Here is a 16,627-nt window from a genome sequence, read left to right as displayed (position 1 = left end):
ACCACGGTGAGGGCCAGCCGGAACGGTGACGCGCGCGGCCGGCTCGCCCCCGCGGACCTCGCGGGGTTTCGGGGTGTGACCGGATCTTGGGACGGGTGGGGTTCTTCACGGCTGGTTCACCCGCTGGATACCGGGGGAGTGCCGCGCCCGGGTGCTCGGGCGGAACCGCCCACGCGCGGTCTCGGTAACGGGCAGAACCGGGCACGGTGCTTACGACGTACCACATGATGGGAAGTGTGAGCGAGTCGCGGGACCTCGCGTCACAACGGGAGGGCGGCCGGCCCGGCGATGCAGGCGGTGCCGATCCGGCGGAAGCCGACCTTGGTGTAGAGGCGGGCCACGTCGTCGTCGCCGGCCGACAGGAAGATCAGGTGCGCGCCGCGGGCCAGCAGGCCACGGGCGAGCGACGCGGTGAGCTGCGAGGCGTAGCCGCGCCCGCGCGCCGACGGGAGGGTCGCCACCCCGGCGATCTCGGCCACGTCGCCGACGCGCTGGCTGGTGCCGGTGGCGACGATGCCTTCCTCCGGCGACTCGACGACGACGGTCTCGTAGTCACCGCCGTCCAGCATCCGGCCGATGCTCGCGGCCGCCTCGGCGGTCATCGGGTGCTCCGCCGCGGCGTCCCGCTCGGACGGCCCGGAACCCTCGATGACCAGCGTTTTCTCGGCCACTTCGAGGGGTGAGCGGTAGGCCGGGGCGGCGAACGCGAGCCGCGCCACGGCCCGCGAGGCGGCCAGGTCGGCGGCGAACCCGGGGGCGGCCGGGTCGAGCCGCCGGATCGTCGCGCCGGGCACCGGCAGGTCCGGCACGAGGGCCTGTGGATCGAGGCTGAGCAGCGGCGCGAGCAGCACGTCGAGGCCGGCCGAGCGGGCCACCGCGAGCAGGTCCGGCGTGGTCTCGTGGACCCACTCGAACGCCTCCGGCACGCCCAGCTCGCGCTGCCGCGCCCGGCACGTGATCAGGTCGGCCGCGGACGGGGTGGGCGAACCTATGCGGGGTCGTGCATAGTAGGGCCAGCCCTCGCCCTCGCGGACGAAGAGCACCAGGGAACCGATCTCCTCGATCCGGGCCCAGGGCCGGGGCAAAGCGTCGTAGAACTGTTCGAGCCGGTCGAAGTGGTCAGAATCCGCTCGTGCCATCGCGCGAGACTACCGGTCCCCGGTACGGCTGTGCTATTCAGTTCGTCCACACGAACCCGTGTTCGCGGGGCCAGGTGTGATCAATCCGTACCTGGCGGAGATCAGTGTCTCTTAACGTAGACTCAAGAGACTTTGCAGGGCCGACGTCGTCCCGACCTTGATCTGAAACACCAGAGACGACAGGAGGCCCGGTGGCATATCCGCATCCCCAGGGGTTGTACGACCCGGCGTTCGAGCGTGACGCCTGCGGCGTGGCCTTTGTTGCTGACATTCATGGCCGTCGAAGCCACGACGTGGTGGCCAAGGGCCTGTCGGCGCTCATCCGCCTGGACCACCGGGGCGCCCGTGGCGCCGAGCAGAACACCGGCGACGGTGCCGGGATCATGATCCAGATCCCGGACGAGTACTACCGCGCGGTGACTGATTTCGACCTGCCCGAGGCGGGCCGTTACGCGACCGGTCTGGTGTTCCTGCCGACCGACCCCGCCGAGGCCGCCCGCGCGATCAAGGTCTTCGAGAAGTACGCGCTCGTCGAGGGCGGCGACCTGCTCGGCTGGCGCGACGTCCCGGTGAACCCGGCCGGTCTCGGCGCGACCGCCGAGGACGCGCGCCCGGCGATCCGCCAGGTCTTCATCGCCGCGCACCGGCTCGTCGACTCGCCCGCCGGCAAGGCCGGTGAGCCGCTGGCCGGCATCGAGCTGGACCGGGTGGCGTTCTGCATCCGCAAGCAGGCGGAGCGGGAGACGTCCCAGCGGGGCGTCCCGGCCTACTTCCCCTCGCTCTCCGCGCGGACCATCACGTACAAGGGCATGCTCACGCCCGAGCAGCTGCCGGAGTTCTTCCCGGAGCTGTCCGACGAGCGCGTCTCGTCGGCGATCGCGCTGGTGCACTCCCGCTTCTCGACGAACACGTTCCCGTCGTGGCCGCTGGCTCACCCGTACCGGCTGATCGCCCACAACGGCGAGATCAACACCATCCGTGGCAACAAGAACTGGATGGCCGCCCGCGAGGCGCTGCTGGCCACGAAGAACCTGCCCGGCAACATCAAGCGGCTCTTCCCGATCAACTCGCCGGAGGCGTCCGACTCGGCCAGCTTCGACGAGGTGCTGGAGCTGCTGCACCTGTCCGGCCGCAGCCTGCCGCACGCCGTGCTGATGATGATCCCCGAGGCGTGGGAGAACGACCCGGGCATGGACCCGGCGCGTCGTGCCTTCTACCGCTTCCACGCCAGCCTGATGGAGCCGTGGGACGGTCCCGCCGCGGTCGCGTTCACCGACGGCACCCAGATCGGCGCGGTCCTCGACCGCAACGGCCTGCGCCCGGGCCGCTGGTGGCACACGAAGGACGGGCTGGTCGTGCTCGGCTCCGAGGCCGGCGTGATCGACCTCGACCCGGCCGACGTGGTCGCCAAGGGCCGCCTGCAGCCCGGCAAGATGTTCCTGGTCGACACCGCGGCCGGGCGGATCGCCCACGACGCGGAGATCAAGGCCGAGCTGGCCGCCGCCCAGCCGTACGCGGAGTGGCTGCACGCCGGCCTGATCGAGCTCGCCGACCTGCCCCCGCGCGAGCACGTGATCTACACACACGACTCGGTGCTGCGCCGGCAGCAGGTCTTCGGCTACTCCGAGGAGGAGCTGAAGATCCTGGTCGGCCCGATGGCGCGCAGCGGGGCGGAACCGCTCGGCTCGATGGGCACGGACACCCCGATCTCCCCGCTGTCGAGCCGCCCGCGGCTGCTCTTCGACTACTTCCACCAGCTGTTCGCGCAGGTCACCAACCCGCCGCTGGACGCCATCCGGGAGGAGCTGGTCACCAGCCTCTCGATGACGATCGGGCCCGAGGGCAACCTGCTCGACCCGGGGCCGGCGAGCTGTCGTCAGATCGCCATGCCGTACCCGATCATCGACAACGACGAGCTGGCCAAGCTCCTCTCCATCGACGACGACGGCGACCTGCCCGGTTTCAAGGCGGTCCGGGTCTCCGGGCTCTACCCGCTGCGCGACGGTGCGGCCGGCATCAAGGCCCGTCTGACCCAGATCTGCCGGCACGTCTCCGAGGCGATCGAGGACGGCGTCCGGATCCTGGTGCTCTCCGACCGCGACTCCAACGCGGACCTGGCGCCGATCCCGTCGCTGCTGCTCACCGCCGCGGTCCACCAGCACCTGGTGCGCGAGCAGACCCGTACCCAGGTGGCGCTGGTCGTCGAGTCCGGTGACTGCCGCGAGGTGCACCACGCGGCGGTACTGATCGGTTTCGGCGCGGCGGCGGTCAACCCGTACCTGGCGTTCGAGTCGGTCGACGACCTGATCGCCACCGGCGTGCTGACCGGCATCGACCCGCGCAAGGCGGTGCGCAACTACGTCAAGGCGCTCGGCAAGGGCGTCCTGAAGATCATGTCGAAGATGGGCATCTCGACGGTGTCCTCGTACTGCGGCGCGCAGGTGTTCGAGGCCGTCGGCCTGGACAACAAGCTGCTCCAGCGGTACTTCGCGGGCACGTCGGGCCGGATCGGCGGCGTCGGTCTCGCCGAGATCCACGCCGAGGTGAAGGCGCGCCACGAGAAGGCGTACCCGGCGAACCCGGCCGAGCGGGCGCACCGCCGGCTCGAGGTCGGCGGCGAGTACCAGTGGCGCCGCGAGGGCGAGATCCACCTGTTCAACCCGGAGACCGTCTTCCTGCTGCAGCACGCGACCCGCAGCAAGCAGTACGACGTCTTCCGCAAGTACACCGGCAAGGTCAACGAGCTGTCGGCGCAGGCCGGGCACCTCCGTGGCCTGTTCCGCTTCGAGGCCGACCGGCCGTCGATCGACATCAGCGAGGTCGAGCCGGCCGCCGAGATCGTCAAGCGGTTCTCCACCGGCGCGATGAGCTACGGCTCGATCTCGGCCGAGTCGCACGAGACCCTCGCGATCGCCATGAACCGGCTCGGCGCCAAGTCGAACACCGGTGAGGGCGGCGAGGACGTCGAGCGCCTCTACGACCCGGAGCGCCGTTCCGCGATCAAGCAGATCGCCTCCGGCCGGTTCGGCGTGACCAGTGAATACCTGGTCAACGCGGACGACCTGCAGATCAAGATGGCGCAGGGCGCGAAGCCCGGCGAGGGTGGCCAGCTGCCCGGCAACAAGGTGTGGCCGTGGGTCGCCAAGACCCGGCACGCCACCCCGGGCGTCGGCCTGATCTCCCCGCCGCCGCACCACGACATCTACTCGATCGAGGACCTGGCGCAGCTGGTCCACGACCTGAAGATGGTCAACCCGGCCTCCCGGGTGCACGTCAAGCTGGTCTCCGAGATCGGCGTGGGCACGGTCGCGGCCGGTGTGGCCAAGCTGAAGGCCGACGTCATCCTGATCTCCGGCCACGACGGCGGCACCGGCGCGTCCCCGCTGAACTCGCTCAAGCACGCCGGCACCCCGTGGGAGCTGGGCCTGGCCGAGGCGCAGCAGACGCTGCTGCTCAACAAGCTGCGGGACCGGGTCACCGTGCAGGTCGACGGCCAGCTCAAGACCGGGCGGGACGTGGTGATCGCGGCCCTGCTCGGCGCCGAGGAGTTCGGCTTCGCGACCGCGCCGCTGATCGTCTCCGGCTGCGTCATGATGCGCGTCTGCCACCTGGACACCTGCCCGGTCGGCATCGCCACGCAGAACCCGGTGCTGCGCGAGCGCTTCACCGGCAAGCCCGAGTTCGTCGAGAACTTCTTCCTGTTCCTGGCCGAGGAGGTCCGGGAGATCCTGGCCGAGCTGGGCTTCCGGAGCATCGAGGAGGCGATCGGCCACGCCGAGATCCTCAACGTGGTCGAGGCGATCGACCACTGGAAGGCCCAGGGCCTGGATCTGGCGCCGGTCCTCTACGTGCCCGAGCTGCCCGAGGGCGCGGCCCGTCGCGGCGTCGTCGCGCAGGACCACGGCCTGGAGAAGGCCCTCGACAACGAACTGATCGCGCTGGCCCAGCCGGCCCTGATCAAGGGCACGAAGGTGCGGGCCGAAGTGGTCACCCGCAACGACCAGCGCAGTGTCGGCGCGATGCTGGGCGGCGAGGTGTCCCGGCGGTACGGCGGCAACGGCCTGCCCGACGACACCATCGAGTTCACCCTGCGTGGCACCGGTGGCCAGTCGTTCGGCGCGTTCCTGCCCCGCGGTGTCACGCTGCGGCTGATCGGCGACACCAACGACTACGTCGCCAAGGGTCTCTCCGGTGGCCGGATCATCGTGCGCCCGGCCGAGGACGCCCCGTTCACGGCGGAGGAGAACACCATCGCCGGCAACACCATCCTGTACGGCGCGACCGCCGGCGAGCTGTTCCTGCGCGGGCGGGTCGGCGAGCGCTTCGCGGTCCGCAACTCGGGTGGCGCGGCCGTCGTCGAGGGCGTGGGCGACCACGGCTGCGAGTACATGACCGGTGGCACGGTCGTGGTGCTCGGCCCGACCGGGCGCAACTTCGCGGCCGGCATGAGCGGCGGCAAGGCGTTCGTGCTCGACCTCGACCAGGACCTGGTCAACCCGGAGCTGGTCGACCTGGCGCCGCTCACCGACTCCGAGCGCGACACGCTGCGCTCGCTCGTCGAGAAGCACCACGCGGAGACCGATTCGGCCGTCGCCGAGCGCCTGCTCAAGGACTGGCCGGCCGCGGTCGAGCGGTTCACCGCGGTGGTGCCGCGCGACTACAAGCGTGTGATGGAGCTGATCAGGACCGCCGAAGCCGCCGGTCGCAACGTGGACGAGGCGGTCATGGGGGTCACCAGTGCCTGATCCGAACGGTTTCCTCCGGTACGAGCGGCAGCTGCCCGAGCGGCGGCCGGTCCCGCTGCGCCTGATGGACTGGCGTGAGGTCTACCCGCCCGCGGGCGAGGAACTCATCCGTGACCAGGCCACCCGGTGCATGGACTGCGGTGTCCCGTTCTGCCACGACGGCTGCCCGCTCGGCAACCGGATCCCGGACTGGAACGACCTGGTCCGGACCGGGAACTGGGAGTCGGCGATCGAGTCGCTGCACGCCACCAACAACTTCCCGGAGTTCACCGGGCGGCTCTGCCCGGCGCCGTGCGAGGCGGCCTGCGTGCTCGGCATCGGGGACGACCCGGTGACGATCAAGCAGGTCGAGGTGGAGATCGCGAACCACGCGTTCGAGCGGGGCCTGGTCCCGCAGCCGGCGCCGGTCGCCTCGGGCAAGTCGGTCGCGGTGATCGGTTCCGGCCCGGCCGGTCTGGCCGCGGCCCAGCAGCTGGCCCGGGCCGGTCACGCGGTCACGGTCTACGAGCGCGACGACCGGATCGGGGGCCTGCTGCGGTACGGCATCCCCGACTTCAAGATCGAGAAGCACGTCATCGACGAGCGGCTAGCGCAGATGTCGGCCGAGGGTGTCGAGTTCCAGACCGGCGTGAACGTGGGCGTCGACATCACCGCCGACGACCTGCGCGAGCGGTTCGACGCGGTGCTGCTGGCCGCCGGTGCGCTGGCCGGCCGGGACACGCCGGAGACCCCGGGCCGCCACCTGAAGGGCGTGCACCTGGCGATGGACCACCTGGTCCCGGCCAACCGGATCGTCGCCGGCCTGCAGGACAGCACGCCGATCGACGCCAAGGGCAAGCACGTGATCATCATCGGCGGCGGCGACACCGGGGCCGACTGCCTCGGCGTCGCGCACCGCCAGGGCGCCGCCTCGGTGACCCAGCTCGACCAGTACCCGCTGCCGCCCGAGGCCCGGACCGGCATCAAGGACCCGTGGCCGACCTGGCCGATGATCCTGCGCAACTACGCCGCGCACGAGGAGGGCGGCGACCGCGTCTTCGGCGTGGCCGTGCAGGAGTTCGTCGGTGACGGCGAGGGCAACCTGGTCGCGATCCGGCTCGCCGACGTGACGGTGCAGCGGGTCGACGGCGTCCGGACGGTCACCGTCGTGCCCGGTTCGGAGCGCGAGCTGCGCGCCGACCTGGTGCTGCTGGCGATCGGCTTCGAGGGCACCGAGGACCAGCCGCTGCTGTCGCAGTTCGGGCTGACCCGCAACCGGCGGAACGTCCTGGACGCGGACAGTGACTGGCAGACGTCCTCCGAAGGCGTGTTCGTGGCCGGTGACATGCACAAGGGCGCGTCCCTGATCGTGTGGGCGATTGCCGAGGGCCGGTCCGCCGCGGCCGCGATCCACGACTACCTCGGCGCCGCGGGCGAACTGCCCGCACCCGTCCGTTCCGACCAGCAGCCCCTCGCTGTGTAATGGCCTCGCTGTGTAATGGCCTCGCTCCGCTCGGCGGGCATTTCGCCCCTTGAGGTCGATGACCGGAGCACCGGAAAACAGCTGCGCTTCGCTGGTTGTTTTTCGGCACTCCGGTCATCGACGGGCGAAATGCGTGGTGCTCTCGATTGACACCAGAACCCCTCACCCGATCGGGTGAGGGGTTCTGTTTGTGCTGCTCGAGCAGGGTTGTGGCATGTGCTGACGGGCGCCCAGGCGGGACCGTTAAGCTGACCCGGCGGTCGCTGAAGCCCGCGGACGACGCAGCGAACCCGTGACTTCCCGGGTTGACCTCGCCGTCGACACCCGCAGTTCATGCCGAGGACGGGGGTCGGCCGCCGAGCCGCCCCAGGAGAAGGACTAGCCTGATGGCCGTGACACGCCGCGTAAAGATCGTCTGCACGATGGGCCCCGCCACCAAGTCGCCGGAGCGCATGCTCGGCCTGGTGGAAGCGGGCATGAACGTGGCCCGGATGAACTTCAGCCACGACACCCGGGAGAACCACCGGGAGATGTACGAGCTGGTCCGCTCCGCCGCGGAGCAGGCCGACCGTCCGGTCGCCATCCTGGCCGACCTCCAGGGTCCGAAGATCCGGCTCGGCAAGTTCGCCGACGGGCCGCACCGCTGGGAGACCGGTGACCGCGTGGTCATCACCAGCGACGACATCCTCGGCACCAAGGAACGGGTCTCCTGCACCTACACGCCGCTGCCGCTCGAGGTCAAGGGCGGTGACCGGCTCCTGATCGACGACGGCAAGGTCGCGGTCGAGGTGATCGGGGTCGCCGACGGCAAGGACATCCAGTGCCTGGTCACCGAGGGTGGCCCGGTCAGCAACAACAAGGGTGTCTCGCTGCCGAACGTCGCGGTCAGCGTCCCGGCGATGAGCGACAAGGACGAGGAGGACCTGCGCTTCGCCCTCAGGCTGGGCGTCGACCTGGTCGCGCTCTCGTTCGTCCGCTCGCCGGAGGACATCAAGCTCGTCCACAAGGTGATGGACGAGGAGGGCCGCCGCGTCCCGGTGATCGCCAAGGTGGAGAAGCCGGAGGCGGTCGATCACCTCGAGGCGATCGTGCTGGCCTTCGACGGGGTCATGGTCGCCCGTGGTGACCTGGGCGTCGAGCTCCCGCTGGACCAGGTCCCGCTGGTGCAGAAGCGCGCCGTGCAGCTCTGCCGGGAGAACGCGAAGCCGGTCATCGTCGCCACCCAGATGCTCGACTCCATGATCGAGAACTCGCGCCCGACCCGGGCCGAGGCCTCCGACGTGGCGAACGCGGTGCTCGACGGCGCCGACGCGGTCATGCTCTCGGGTGAGACCAGCGTCGGTAAGTACCCGGTCCTCACGGTCAGCACGATGGCCAAGATCGTCGCCACGACCGAGGGCGGCCAGCTGGGCGTCCCGCAGCTGCAGCACGACCCGAAGACCCACGGTGGCGCGCTGACCATCGCCGCCGCGCAGATCGCCCGCAACATCGGGGCCAAGGCGCTGGTCGCGTTCTCGCAGACCGGTGACACCGTGCGCCGCCTCGCGCGCCTGCACGTCGACCTGCCGCTCTACGCGTTCACCCCGGTCGCCGAGGTGCGCAACACGCTGGCGCTGAGCTGGGGTGTGGAGACGTTCCTGACCGACTTCGTCGAGCACACCGACGACATGTTCCGTCAGGTCGACGCGAACGTGCTGGGTCTCGGCCTGGCCAAGCCCGGCGACTACGTGGTCGTCGTGGCCGGCTCCCCGCCGAACGCGCCGGGCTCCACCAACACGCTGCGCGTCCACCAGCTCGGCGCGCTCGTGGACCCCGCCGACGTATGACGCAGCCCCTGCAGGGCCAGGCCGCCGTCGACCAGCTGCTGGAGATCCTGGATCTCCGGCAGGTCGACGCGGCCACCTTCACCGGTGACAGCCCGCAGACCGGTGCCCAGCGCGTGTTCGGCGGCCAGGTCGCCGGGCAGGCGCTGGTCGCCGCGGGCCGGACCGTCGATCCGGCCCGCACGGTTCATTCGCTGCACGGCTATTTCGTCCGCCCAGGCGATCCGACCGAGCCGATCACGTTCCACGTGGAGACCATCAGGGACGGAAGATCTTTCTCGGTACGCCGTTCCACCGCGAAACAGCACGGCAAGACGATCTTCTTCATGTCGGCGTCGTTCCAGGTCCTCGAGGAGGGTCTGGATCACCACGAGCCGGCGCCCGAGGGCGTGCCCGCCCCGGAGGACGTCCCCACCATGCGGGACTGGGTCGCGAAGTACCCGAGCCGTCGCAGCGTCTTCAACGCCAGTCCGCAGGCGGTCGACGTGCGGTACCTGGGGCAGCCCGGCTGGGTGCCGCCCGGTGACCGGGACGCCGAGCCGCAGCAGCGGGTGTGGATGCGCATCGACGGCAAGCTGCCCGACGATCCGCTGATCCACGCGTGCGCGCTGACCTACGCCTCGGACCTGTCGCTGCTGGACGCGGTGCTGTCCTACCACGGTGAGGTGTGGGGCCCGGGCGGTGTCGTCGGCGCCAGCCTGGACCACGCGCTCTGGTTCCACCGGGATTTCCGGGCCGACGAGTGGTTCCTCTACGACAGTGCCAGCCCGTCCGCGGGCCGCGCCCGTGGCCTGGCCAGCGGGCGGATGTTCACCCGGGACGGCCGGCACATCGCCAGCGCCGTCCAGGAGGGCCTGTTGCGCCGCGTCGGCGCCTGAGAAAGCCTGACGGATGCCTCTCCGAGGCGCCTGGAGTGTCGGGAAGTCCTGAGGCTCCGCCGGTGGTGGATCCCGGCCCGGCGACTGGCCGTGTGTCGGATCCATCACCGGCGGAGCCGGGGACAGGACTTTCTAGTGACCGCCCGCCGGTCGATCCGGCTTGGCGGCGTTTCCGGCCGGGGTTCCCTCGATGCCTTCCGGGCTGTCCGGCACCGGTGGCAGCTCGTCGGCGTGCGGTGCGGGTGCGGCGCCCGGCCGGGGCCCGGTGATCCCGGCCTGGGCCAGCATCGCGTCCAGATCCGCGGTGGTCCGCACCACCCGGTCGTGGAACGACTCGCCCACCGGCGCCGGCCCACCGGCCGGGGTCGACGCGCTCACGTCCCGCGCCCGGTGCCGGGCCGGCTTGCGGGTCTCGAAGTCGGCGTGCCCCGCGGTGTAGCCGGCCAGTCCGGTGGCCCGTTCCGGCGGCAGTTCCAGCACGTCGTGGCCCTTGGTCGCGATCTCCCGCAGCCGCAGGGCGGTGACCAGGTCCGCGACCGCGCGCAGCACGCCCAGCCCGCCCAGGATCATCACGACCGCCTCGGCGCTGCGGGCGAGCGGGCCGGCGGCGGTGAAGCCGAGTGCGGTCTCCACCACCCCGACCGTGACGATCAGGCTCCACACCCGGTCCGCGCCGCGTGTCATCATGCCGACAGCGACATCCACGGCGCCGCGCACCAGCAGGTACCACCCGATCAGCGACGCGGTGGTGGTCCATCCGGCGTCGTCGCTGAGCAGCATGGCCGACCCGGTCGCGGCGAAGAGTGCGGCCAGAGTGGTGTTCAGCCACCAGGTCCTCGTCCCGGCGAGCGCGCGCAGGCCCTCGCAGACCGCGCCGAACAGCACGATCGGCCCGGCGACGGCGGCGATCCCGGCCGGCTCCAGACGCAGCACGCTCCAGCCGATGGCCAGCCATGCGGCGGCGGCGAACATCAGGAATCCCCACATGCCCCCGCGCGTGGCGGTCAGTGGTGACGAACCGGACCACAACATGAGGCCTCCCGCTGATGCTGTCCATGACATGACAGCACCCGGGGGAGGGGGCGACCGGGTGAACGCCGAGATTGCCCGCTTCTCCCGGCATGACCGACTGCACCGCAGTGAAGCAAGGGCCAGAAGGGCATGCCGCGCTAGCTCAGTGATTATGAGACCCTTTTTCAGTACGCCGTAATGGTCGTACCGCAAAATGTCCTGATGCTTTTTCTCCGCACCACCGGAGGCGCCGCCCCGCGTGGTGCGGCGGCACCGCAGAGATCACCGCTGACGTGGGTGAATGTTTCCGGCGCGTGTGTGCCGTGTCACCACATGGTCAACGGTGAATGGCACACTCGCCAGAAGTGCCCGCGGGGTGATACTTGTGGTGTCCTCGGTGGGATTCGAACCCACACTGAATGGATTTTGAGTCCATCGACTCTGCCGGTTGGTCTACGAGGACAGGACGGATGGCCGCACCGTTGGAAGCGGTGATGCCAACCTCAGCGAGAGACAGCCTACCTACTACGCTGAGGAGGGTGACACCCAGATACCGGGGTGTCGCGACGAAGAGGTGGGGAGAAGAGGTTCCGTGGCCGACACGCAGGCTGGTGCCGAGCGCAGGCGGGTGCTCATCGCCGAGGACGAGGCCCTGATCCGGCTGGATCTCGCCGAGATGCTCGTCGAGGAGGGCTACGACGTCGTCGGTGAGGCCGGTGACGGCGAGACCGCCGTCCGGCTGGCCGAGGAGCTGAAGCCGGACCTGGTGATCCTGGACATCAAGATGCCGATCATGGACGGGCTGGCCGCGGCCGAGCGGATCGCCGGTGGGCGCATCGCCCCGGTCGTCATCCTCACCGCGTTCAGCCAGCGGGATCTGGTCGAGCGTGCCCGGGCCGCGGGCGCGATGGCCTACCTGGTGAAGCCGTTCCAGAAGTCGGATCTGGTGCCGGCGATCGAGATCGCGCTGTCGCGCTACTCGGAGATCGCCGCGCTGGAGTCCGAGGTGGCCGGGCTGACCGACCGTCTGGAGACCCGCAAGTCGGTCGAGCGCGCCAAGGGCGAGCTGATGACGAAGTATGCGATGACCGAGCCGCAGGCGTTCAAGTGGATCCAGCGCACCGCGATGGATCACCGGATGACGATGCGCGAGGTGGCGGACCGGATCCTCAAGGAATCCGAGGGTGAGACTCCGGCCGCTGAGTAGCCACCGTTCAGATATTGGCCCTTGACCGTAAGTTGAGGCTCAGTAACGGCTTTGTTACGGCCGTCTGTGTGACTCGTCTCTGAAGCTATGATCCCCGCCAGTCTTCGCGACATCGCTGGCGGGGATTTCTGCTGCTAAACACGAGGAGCATCGTTGCGTAGAGCCGTGATCATCTTCACGGCCGTTCTCGGATTTGTCTTGACGTCCCTGGGGCTGGGCGCCACGAGCGCACTGGCCGCCGGTGAGTCTTTGCAAGGCACGTTGAACAACGGGGGCCAACCAGTGGCCGGCGTCGTCATCAACGTTTCCGACGAGAGCGGCACTTCGGCCGGTAAGGCGACTTCGGCCGCGGACGGCAAGTGGTCCGTCGCGGTCAAGGGCCCTGGTACCTACAAGGTCGACCTGGACACCACGACGCTCCCGCCGGGAGTGACCGTCACGAACGGTCGCCCGAGCCTGACCTTGACCGTCTTCGAGGGCGCCGCGCGGAACGTGCTGTTCCCGCTGGGTGCCGCAGCCGCGCCGGGCGGCAGCTCGGCCGAGAGTGAGGGCCCGTCGCAGTTCGACCGGGTGGCCGACCTCGTCTACACCGGCATTCACTTCGGGTTGATCATCGCGCTCGCGGCGCTCGGCCTGTCGCTGATCTTCGGGACCATGGGCCTCACCAACTTCGCGCACGGCGAGCTGATCACCTTCGGTGCGCTCGGCTGCTTCGTGTTCAACGTGTGGTGGCACGTGCCGCTGGTCATCTCGGCGGTCCTGGCGGTGGTGCTCGGTGGCGCCTTCGGCTGGTTCCAGGACCGGGTGTTCTGGGGCTGGCTGCGCAACCGCCGCACCGGCCTGATCGGAATGATGATCATCTCGATCGGTGTCGCGCTGGTGCTCCGTTACGTCTACCTGTACATCTTCGGTGGTGACACCCGGCAGTACGCGGAGTACGTGGCGCAGCCCGGCATGGACCTCGGCCCGATCGCGGTCGCCCCGAAGAATCTGGTCATGGACGTCGTGGCGATCGTCGTCCTGGTCGCGGTGTCGCTGGCGCTGACCAAGACCCGCCTGGGCAAGGCCACCCGCGCGGTGTCGACCAACCCGGCGCTCGCCGCGGCCTCCGGCATCAGCGTCGACGCGATCATCCGCCTGGTCTGGACGATCGGTGGTGCGCTGGCCGCGCTCAGCGGTGTCATGCTGGCCCTGTTCCAGGGCGTGAACTATCAGATGGGCTTCCAGGTCCTGCTGCTGGTGTTCGCCGCGGTCACCCTGGGCGGCCTCGGCACGGCGTTCGGCGCCCTGGTCGGCAGCCTCGTGGTCGGTCTGGCCACCCAGCTCTCCACGCTGTGGATCCCGACCGAGCTCAAGAATGTCGGCGCCCTGGTGGTGCTGATCGTGATCATCCTGTTCCGGCCACAGGGCATCCTGGGCCGCCGCGAGCGGATCGGCTGAGGGGGGACAGATGAACTGGGACGTAATCTTCGGCGTTTCGCTGGAGTCGCTGCTCAACGCCACCATGATCGCGTACGCGCTGGCCGCGATCGGCCTGAACGTACATTTCGGTTACACCGGCCTGCTGAACTTCGGGCAGTCGGCGTTCCTCGGCGTGGCCGCCTACGGCCTGGCCATGACCGTTTCCACCTTCGACCTGCCGTTCTGGCTCGGCATCCTGATCGGCCTGGCCGGCGCGGTCGTCCTGGCGCTGCTGCTGGGCATCCCGACGCTGCGGCTGCGCGCCGACTACCTGGCCATCGTCACCATTGCGGCGGCCGAGATCGTCCGCCTGCTGTTCCGCTCGGTCACGCTGAGCGAGTGGACCGGTGGCTCGGACGGTCTCCAGCGGTTCTCCGACGACTTCTACGCGATGAACCCGTACAGCAAGGGTCTCGAGATCGGTGTCGTCAGCTTCGACAGCCGCGAGCTGTGGGTGATGACGGTCGGCTGGATCCTCATCGCGATCTCGCTGCTGATCGTCTTCCTGGCGATGCGCAGCCCGTGGGGCCGGGTCATCAAGGCCATCCGTGAGGACGAGGACGCCGTTCGCAGCCTCGGTAAGAACGTCGTGTCCTACAAGATGCAGTCGCTGATCCTCGGCGGCGTGCTGGGCTCGCTGGGCGGCTTCGTCTTCGCCCTGAGCCGGGCGGCCGTGCAGCCGGACACCTACGGCACCGAGTTCACGTTCTACATGTACACGATCGTCATCCTGGGTGGCGCCGCCCGCGTGTTCGGCCCGGTCGTCGGCTCGATGATCTTCTGGGTGCTGCTGGCCTTCATCAACGCGCTGCTGCCGTCCGCGATCCGCGAGGGGTACATCCCCACCTGGTTCATGGACCCGATCCAGGCCGGTGCGGTCGGCTACATCCTGGTCGGCCTCGGCCTGGTGCTCTTGCTGATCTTCCGTCCGCAGGGCATCTTCGGTGACAAGAAGGAGGTCATGCTCGATGGCCGATGACACCACCGTGCTGCCCGGCGTCGCCCGGGCGGCCGAAGCGCTCAAGGACGTCCCGCACGAGCCGGGCGCCAAGAAGAAGGACCCGATCCTGGTCGCCGACTCGGTCGTGCGCCGCTTCGGCGGTCTCACCGCGGTCAACGTGAACCACGTCGAGATCCAGCGGGGCGCGATCACCGCGCTGATCGGCCCGAACGGCGCCGGCAAGACCACCTTCTTCAATCTGCTCACCGGCTTCGACCGGCCCGACGAGGGCAAGTGGGAGTTCAACGGCAAGCCGCTCGCCGGCGTGGCCGCCCACAAGGTCGCCCGCCAGGGCATGGTCCGCACGTTCCAGCTCACCAAGGCGCTGTCCCGGCTCTCGGTGATCGACAACATGCGGCTCGGCGGCACCGGTCAGAAGGGCGAGAAGTTCTGGCAGTCCCTGATCCCCGGGATCTGGGCCGGTCAGGAGAAGGAGATCACCGAGCGGGCCGACGAACTGCTCGCCCGGTTCAAGCTCGACGCCAAGCGCGAGGACTTCGCCGGCAGCCTCTCCGGCGGCCAGCGCAAGCTCCTGGAGATGGCCCGGGCGCTGATGGTCCAGCCCGACATGGTCATGCTGGACGAGCCGATGGCCGGCGTGAACCCGGCGCTGACCCAGTCCCTGCTCGGGCACGTCAAGAGCCTGCGCGAGGACGGGATGACCGTCCTGTTCGTCGAGCACGACATGGACATGGTCCGCGACATCAGCGACTGGGTGATCGTGATGGGCCAGGGCCAGGTCATCGCCGAGGGCACGCCGGACACCGTGATGGCCGACCCGCGGGTGATCGACGCGTACCTGGGCGCCCACCACGACGGCACCCAGCACGACCCGGAGGCCGTCGCCGAAGAGGTCTCCGAGACCTCCGACGAGGTCCCCGCTGACGGGAAGGCGGCGACCGCCGATGAGTGACGAGTCCACCAACAAGGTCGACGACCGCTCCGAGCACCTGGCGGCCGCCGAGGGCGCCCTGGTCCGGGTCGACGACGTGACCGCCGGTTACCTGCCCGGCGTCAACATTCTCAACGGTTGTGACCTCTACGCCCAGCAGGGCGAGCTGGTCGGCATCATCGGCCCCAACGGCGCCGGCAAGTCGACCCTGCTCAAGGCCCTGTTCGGCCTGGTCAGCATCCGGTCCGGCGACGTCACCCTGCGCGGCGACAAGATCACCAACCTGAAGGCGAACAAGCTGGTCGCCAAGGGGATCGGTTTCGTCCCGCAGACCAACAACGTCTTCGGCAACCTGACCATCGAAGAGAACCTCGAGATGGGCGTCTTCCTGGCCCCGAAGCGCTTCAAGGAGCGCTTCGACTTCGTCGCCGGGCTCTTCCCCGCCCTGGGTCAGCGCCGCAAGCAGCGCGCGGGCTCGCTCTCCGGCGGTGAGCGGCAGATGGTGGCGATGGGCCGGGCCCTGATGATGGAGCCCAGCGTGCTGCTGCTCGACGAGCCGTCGGCGGGCCTCTCGCCGGCCATGCAGGACGAGGTCTTCTTCCGCACCAAGCAGATCAACGAGACCGGCGTCACGGTGATCATGGTCGAGCAGAACGCCCGCCGCTGCCTGCAGATCTGCGACCGCGGCTACGTCCTCGACCAGGGCCGCAACGCCTACACGGCCTCCGGCCGCGACCTCATGCACGACCCGAAGGTGATCGAGCTCTACTTGGGCACGCTCGCCCGCGCCTGACCGCTTTCCCTGTGGCCCCGGACCCGCGTGGTCCGGGGCCACTGCATTTCCGCGCTTCGCGCAACTGCCGGCCCTTTTCCCGTACGTCCGGAGAAGCCCGTCGACCGCACGGTCGCAGTCCCGGGCTCGGGGCCGCGAGCTGATCCGTGGTCCGGCCCGCGGCGCGCCCCCGGTCCCGGCTGGTTGTCACCGTGGTCATGAGGCACGCACAACCAC

At 69.6% G+C, this 16,627-nt stretch carries 11 protein-coding genes and 1 tRNA gene; 9 read left to right on the top strand and 3 right to left on the bottom strand.

Annotated elements, in window-relative coordinates:
• Positions 1-260: 260 nt before the first annotated feature.
• A complete protein-coding gene (locus ACH442_RS01455; RefSeq protein WP_396120577.1) occupies positions 261-1,139 on the bottom strand; it encodes a GNAT family N-acetyltransferase in 879 nt (292 codons plus the stop codon).
• Between the two features lie 191 nt (positions 1,140-1,330).
• On the opposite strand from ACH442_RS01455, the gene gltB reads away from it, so the two are divergent.
• The 4 genes from gltB (at position 1,331) to ACH442_RS01435 (ending at position 10,047) form a co-directional block, all read left to right on the top strand.
• Complete coding sequence (gene gltB, locus ACH442_RS01450; RefSeq protein WP_396120576.1) at positions 1,331-5,884, top strand: glutamate synthase large subunit; 4,554 nt, start codon at positions 1,331-1,333, stop codon at positions 5,882-5,884.
• Complete coding sequence (locus ACH442_RS01445; protein ID WP_396120575.1) at positions 5,877-7,346, top strand: glutamate synthase subunit beta; 1,470 nt, start codon at positions 5,877-5,879, stop codon at positions 7,344-7,346. Before gltB ends, ACH442_RS01445 begins: the two co-directional genes overlap by 8 nt.
• Positions 7,347-7,732: 386 nt before the next feature.
• Positions 7,733-9,172 (top strand): pyruvate kinase, encoded by a 1,440-nt coding sequence (gene pyk / locus ACH442_RS01440; RefSeq protein WP_396120574.1) that lies wholly within the window; start codon positions 7,733-7,735, stop codon positions 9,170-9,172.
• Positions 9,169-10,047 carry an acyl-CoA thioesterase gene (locus ACH442_RS01435; protein WP_396120573.1) on the top strand — a complete coding sequence of 293 codons (879 nt, stop codon included), beginning with the start codon at positions 9,169-9,171 and terminating at the stop codon, positions 10,045-10,047. The genes pyk and ACH442_RS01435 overlap by 4 nt, the downstream gene beginning before the upstream one ends.
• A 132-nt stretch (positions 10,048-10,179) precedes the next feature.
• On the opposite strand, the gene ACH442_RS01430 is transcribed toward ACH442_RS01435, so the two are convergent.
• Together ACH442_RS01430 and ACH442_RS01425 are read right to left on the bottom strand one after the other, a co-directional pair.
• Entirely contained in the window at positions 10,180-11,079 is a 900-nt protein-coding gene (locus ACH442_RS01430) for a hypothetical protein (RefSeq protein WP_396120572.1), read from the bottom strand.
• A gap of 365 nt (positions 11,080-11,444) precedes the next feature.
• Positions 11,445-11,521, bottom strand: a tRNA-Leu gene (locus tag ACH442_RS01425).
• 129 nt (positions 11,522-11,650) lie between these two features.
• On the opposite strand from ACH442_RS01425, the gene ACH442_RS01420 reads away from it, so the two are divergent.
• The 5 genes from ACH442_RS01420 (at position 11,651) to ACH442_RS01400 (ending at position 16,411) form a co-directional block, all read left to right on the top strand.
• Positions 11,651-12,265 (top strand): ANTAR domain-containing response regulator, encoded by a 615-nt coding sequence (locus ACH442_RS01420; RefSeq protein ID WP_203738802.1) that lies wholly within the window; start codon positions 11,651-11,653, stop codon positions 12,263-12,265.
• A 153-nt stretch (positions 12,266-12,418) separates the two neighbouring features.
• Positions 12,419-13,705, top strand: coding sequence for a branched-chain amino acid ABC transporter permease (locus ACH442_RS01415; RefSeq protein ID WP_396120571.1), 1,287 nt, complete (start codon positions 12,419-12,421; stop codon positions 13,703-13,705).
• A 10-nt stretch (positions 13,706-13,715) separates the two neighbouring features.
• Positions 13,716-14,705: a branched-chain amino acid ABC transporter permease gene (locus tag ACH442_RS01410; RefSeq protein ID WP_396120570.1), complete on the top strand. Its 990-nt coding sequence runs from the start codon at positions 13,716-13,718 to the stop codon at positions 14,703-14,705.
• Entirely contained in the window at positions 14,695-15,639 is a 945-nt protein-coding gene (locus tag ACH442_RS01405; protein ID WP_396120569.1) for an ABC transporter ATP-binding protein, read from the top strand. Before ACH442_RS01410 ends, ACH442_RS01405 begins: the two co-directional genes overlap by 11 nt.
• Positions 15,632-16,411, top strand: coding sequence for an ABC transporter ATP-binding protein (locus tag ACH442_RS01400; protein ID WP_396120568.1), 780 nt, complete (start codon positions 15,632-15,634; stop codon positions 16,409-16,411). The genes ACH442_RS01405 and ACH442_RS01400 overlap by 8 nt, the downstream gene beginning before the upstream one ends.
• The last annotated feature ends 216 nt before the right edge of the window (positions 16,412-16,627 follow it).

The sequence above is a fragment of the Actinoplanes sp. NPDC020271 genome (assembly GCF_044388125.1).
GTDB lineage: Bacteria > Actinomycetota > Actinomycetes > Mycobacteriales > Micromonosporaceae > Actinoplanes.
The sequence above is the reverse complement of the archived record's forward strand: the minus strand, read 5'-3'. Positions and strand labels throughout refer to the sequence as shown.

Bases quoted from the DNA above. Each gene is read 5' to 3' on its own strand.
- ACH442_RS01455 (WP_396120577.1), bottom strand. From the start codon at position 1,139: ATGGCACGAGCGGATTCTGACCACTTCGACCGGCTCGAACAGTTCTAC.
- pyk (WP_396120574.1), top strand. From the start codon at position 7,733: ATGGCCGTGACACGCCGCGTAAAGATCGTCTGCACGATGGGCCCCGCC.
- ACH442_RS01435 (WP_396120573.1), top strand. From the start codon at position 9,169: ATGACGCAGCCCCTGCAGGGCCAGGCCGCCGTCGACCAGCTGCTGGAG.
- ACH442_RS01430 (WP_396120572.1), bottom strand. From the start codon at position 11,079: ATGTTGTGGTCCGGTTCGTCACCACTGACCGCCACGCGCGGGGGCATG.
- ACH442_RS01410 (WP_396120570.1), top strand. From the start codon at position 13,716: ATGAACTGGGACGTAATCTTCGGCGTTTCGCTGGAGTCGCTGCTCAAC.
- ACH442_RS01405 (WP_396120569.1), top strand. From the start codon at position 14,695: ATGGCCGATGACACCACCGTGCTGCCCGGCGTCGCCCGGGCGGCCGAA.
- ACH442_RS01400 (WP_396120568.1), top strand. From the start codon at position 15,632: ATGAGTGACGAGTCCACCAACAAGGTCGACGACCGCTCCGAGCACCTG.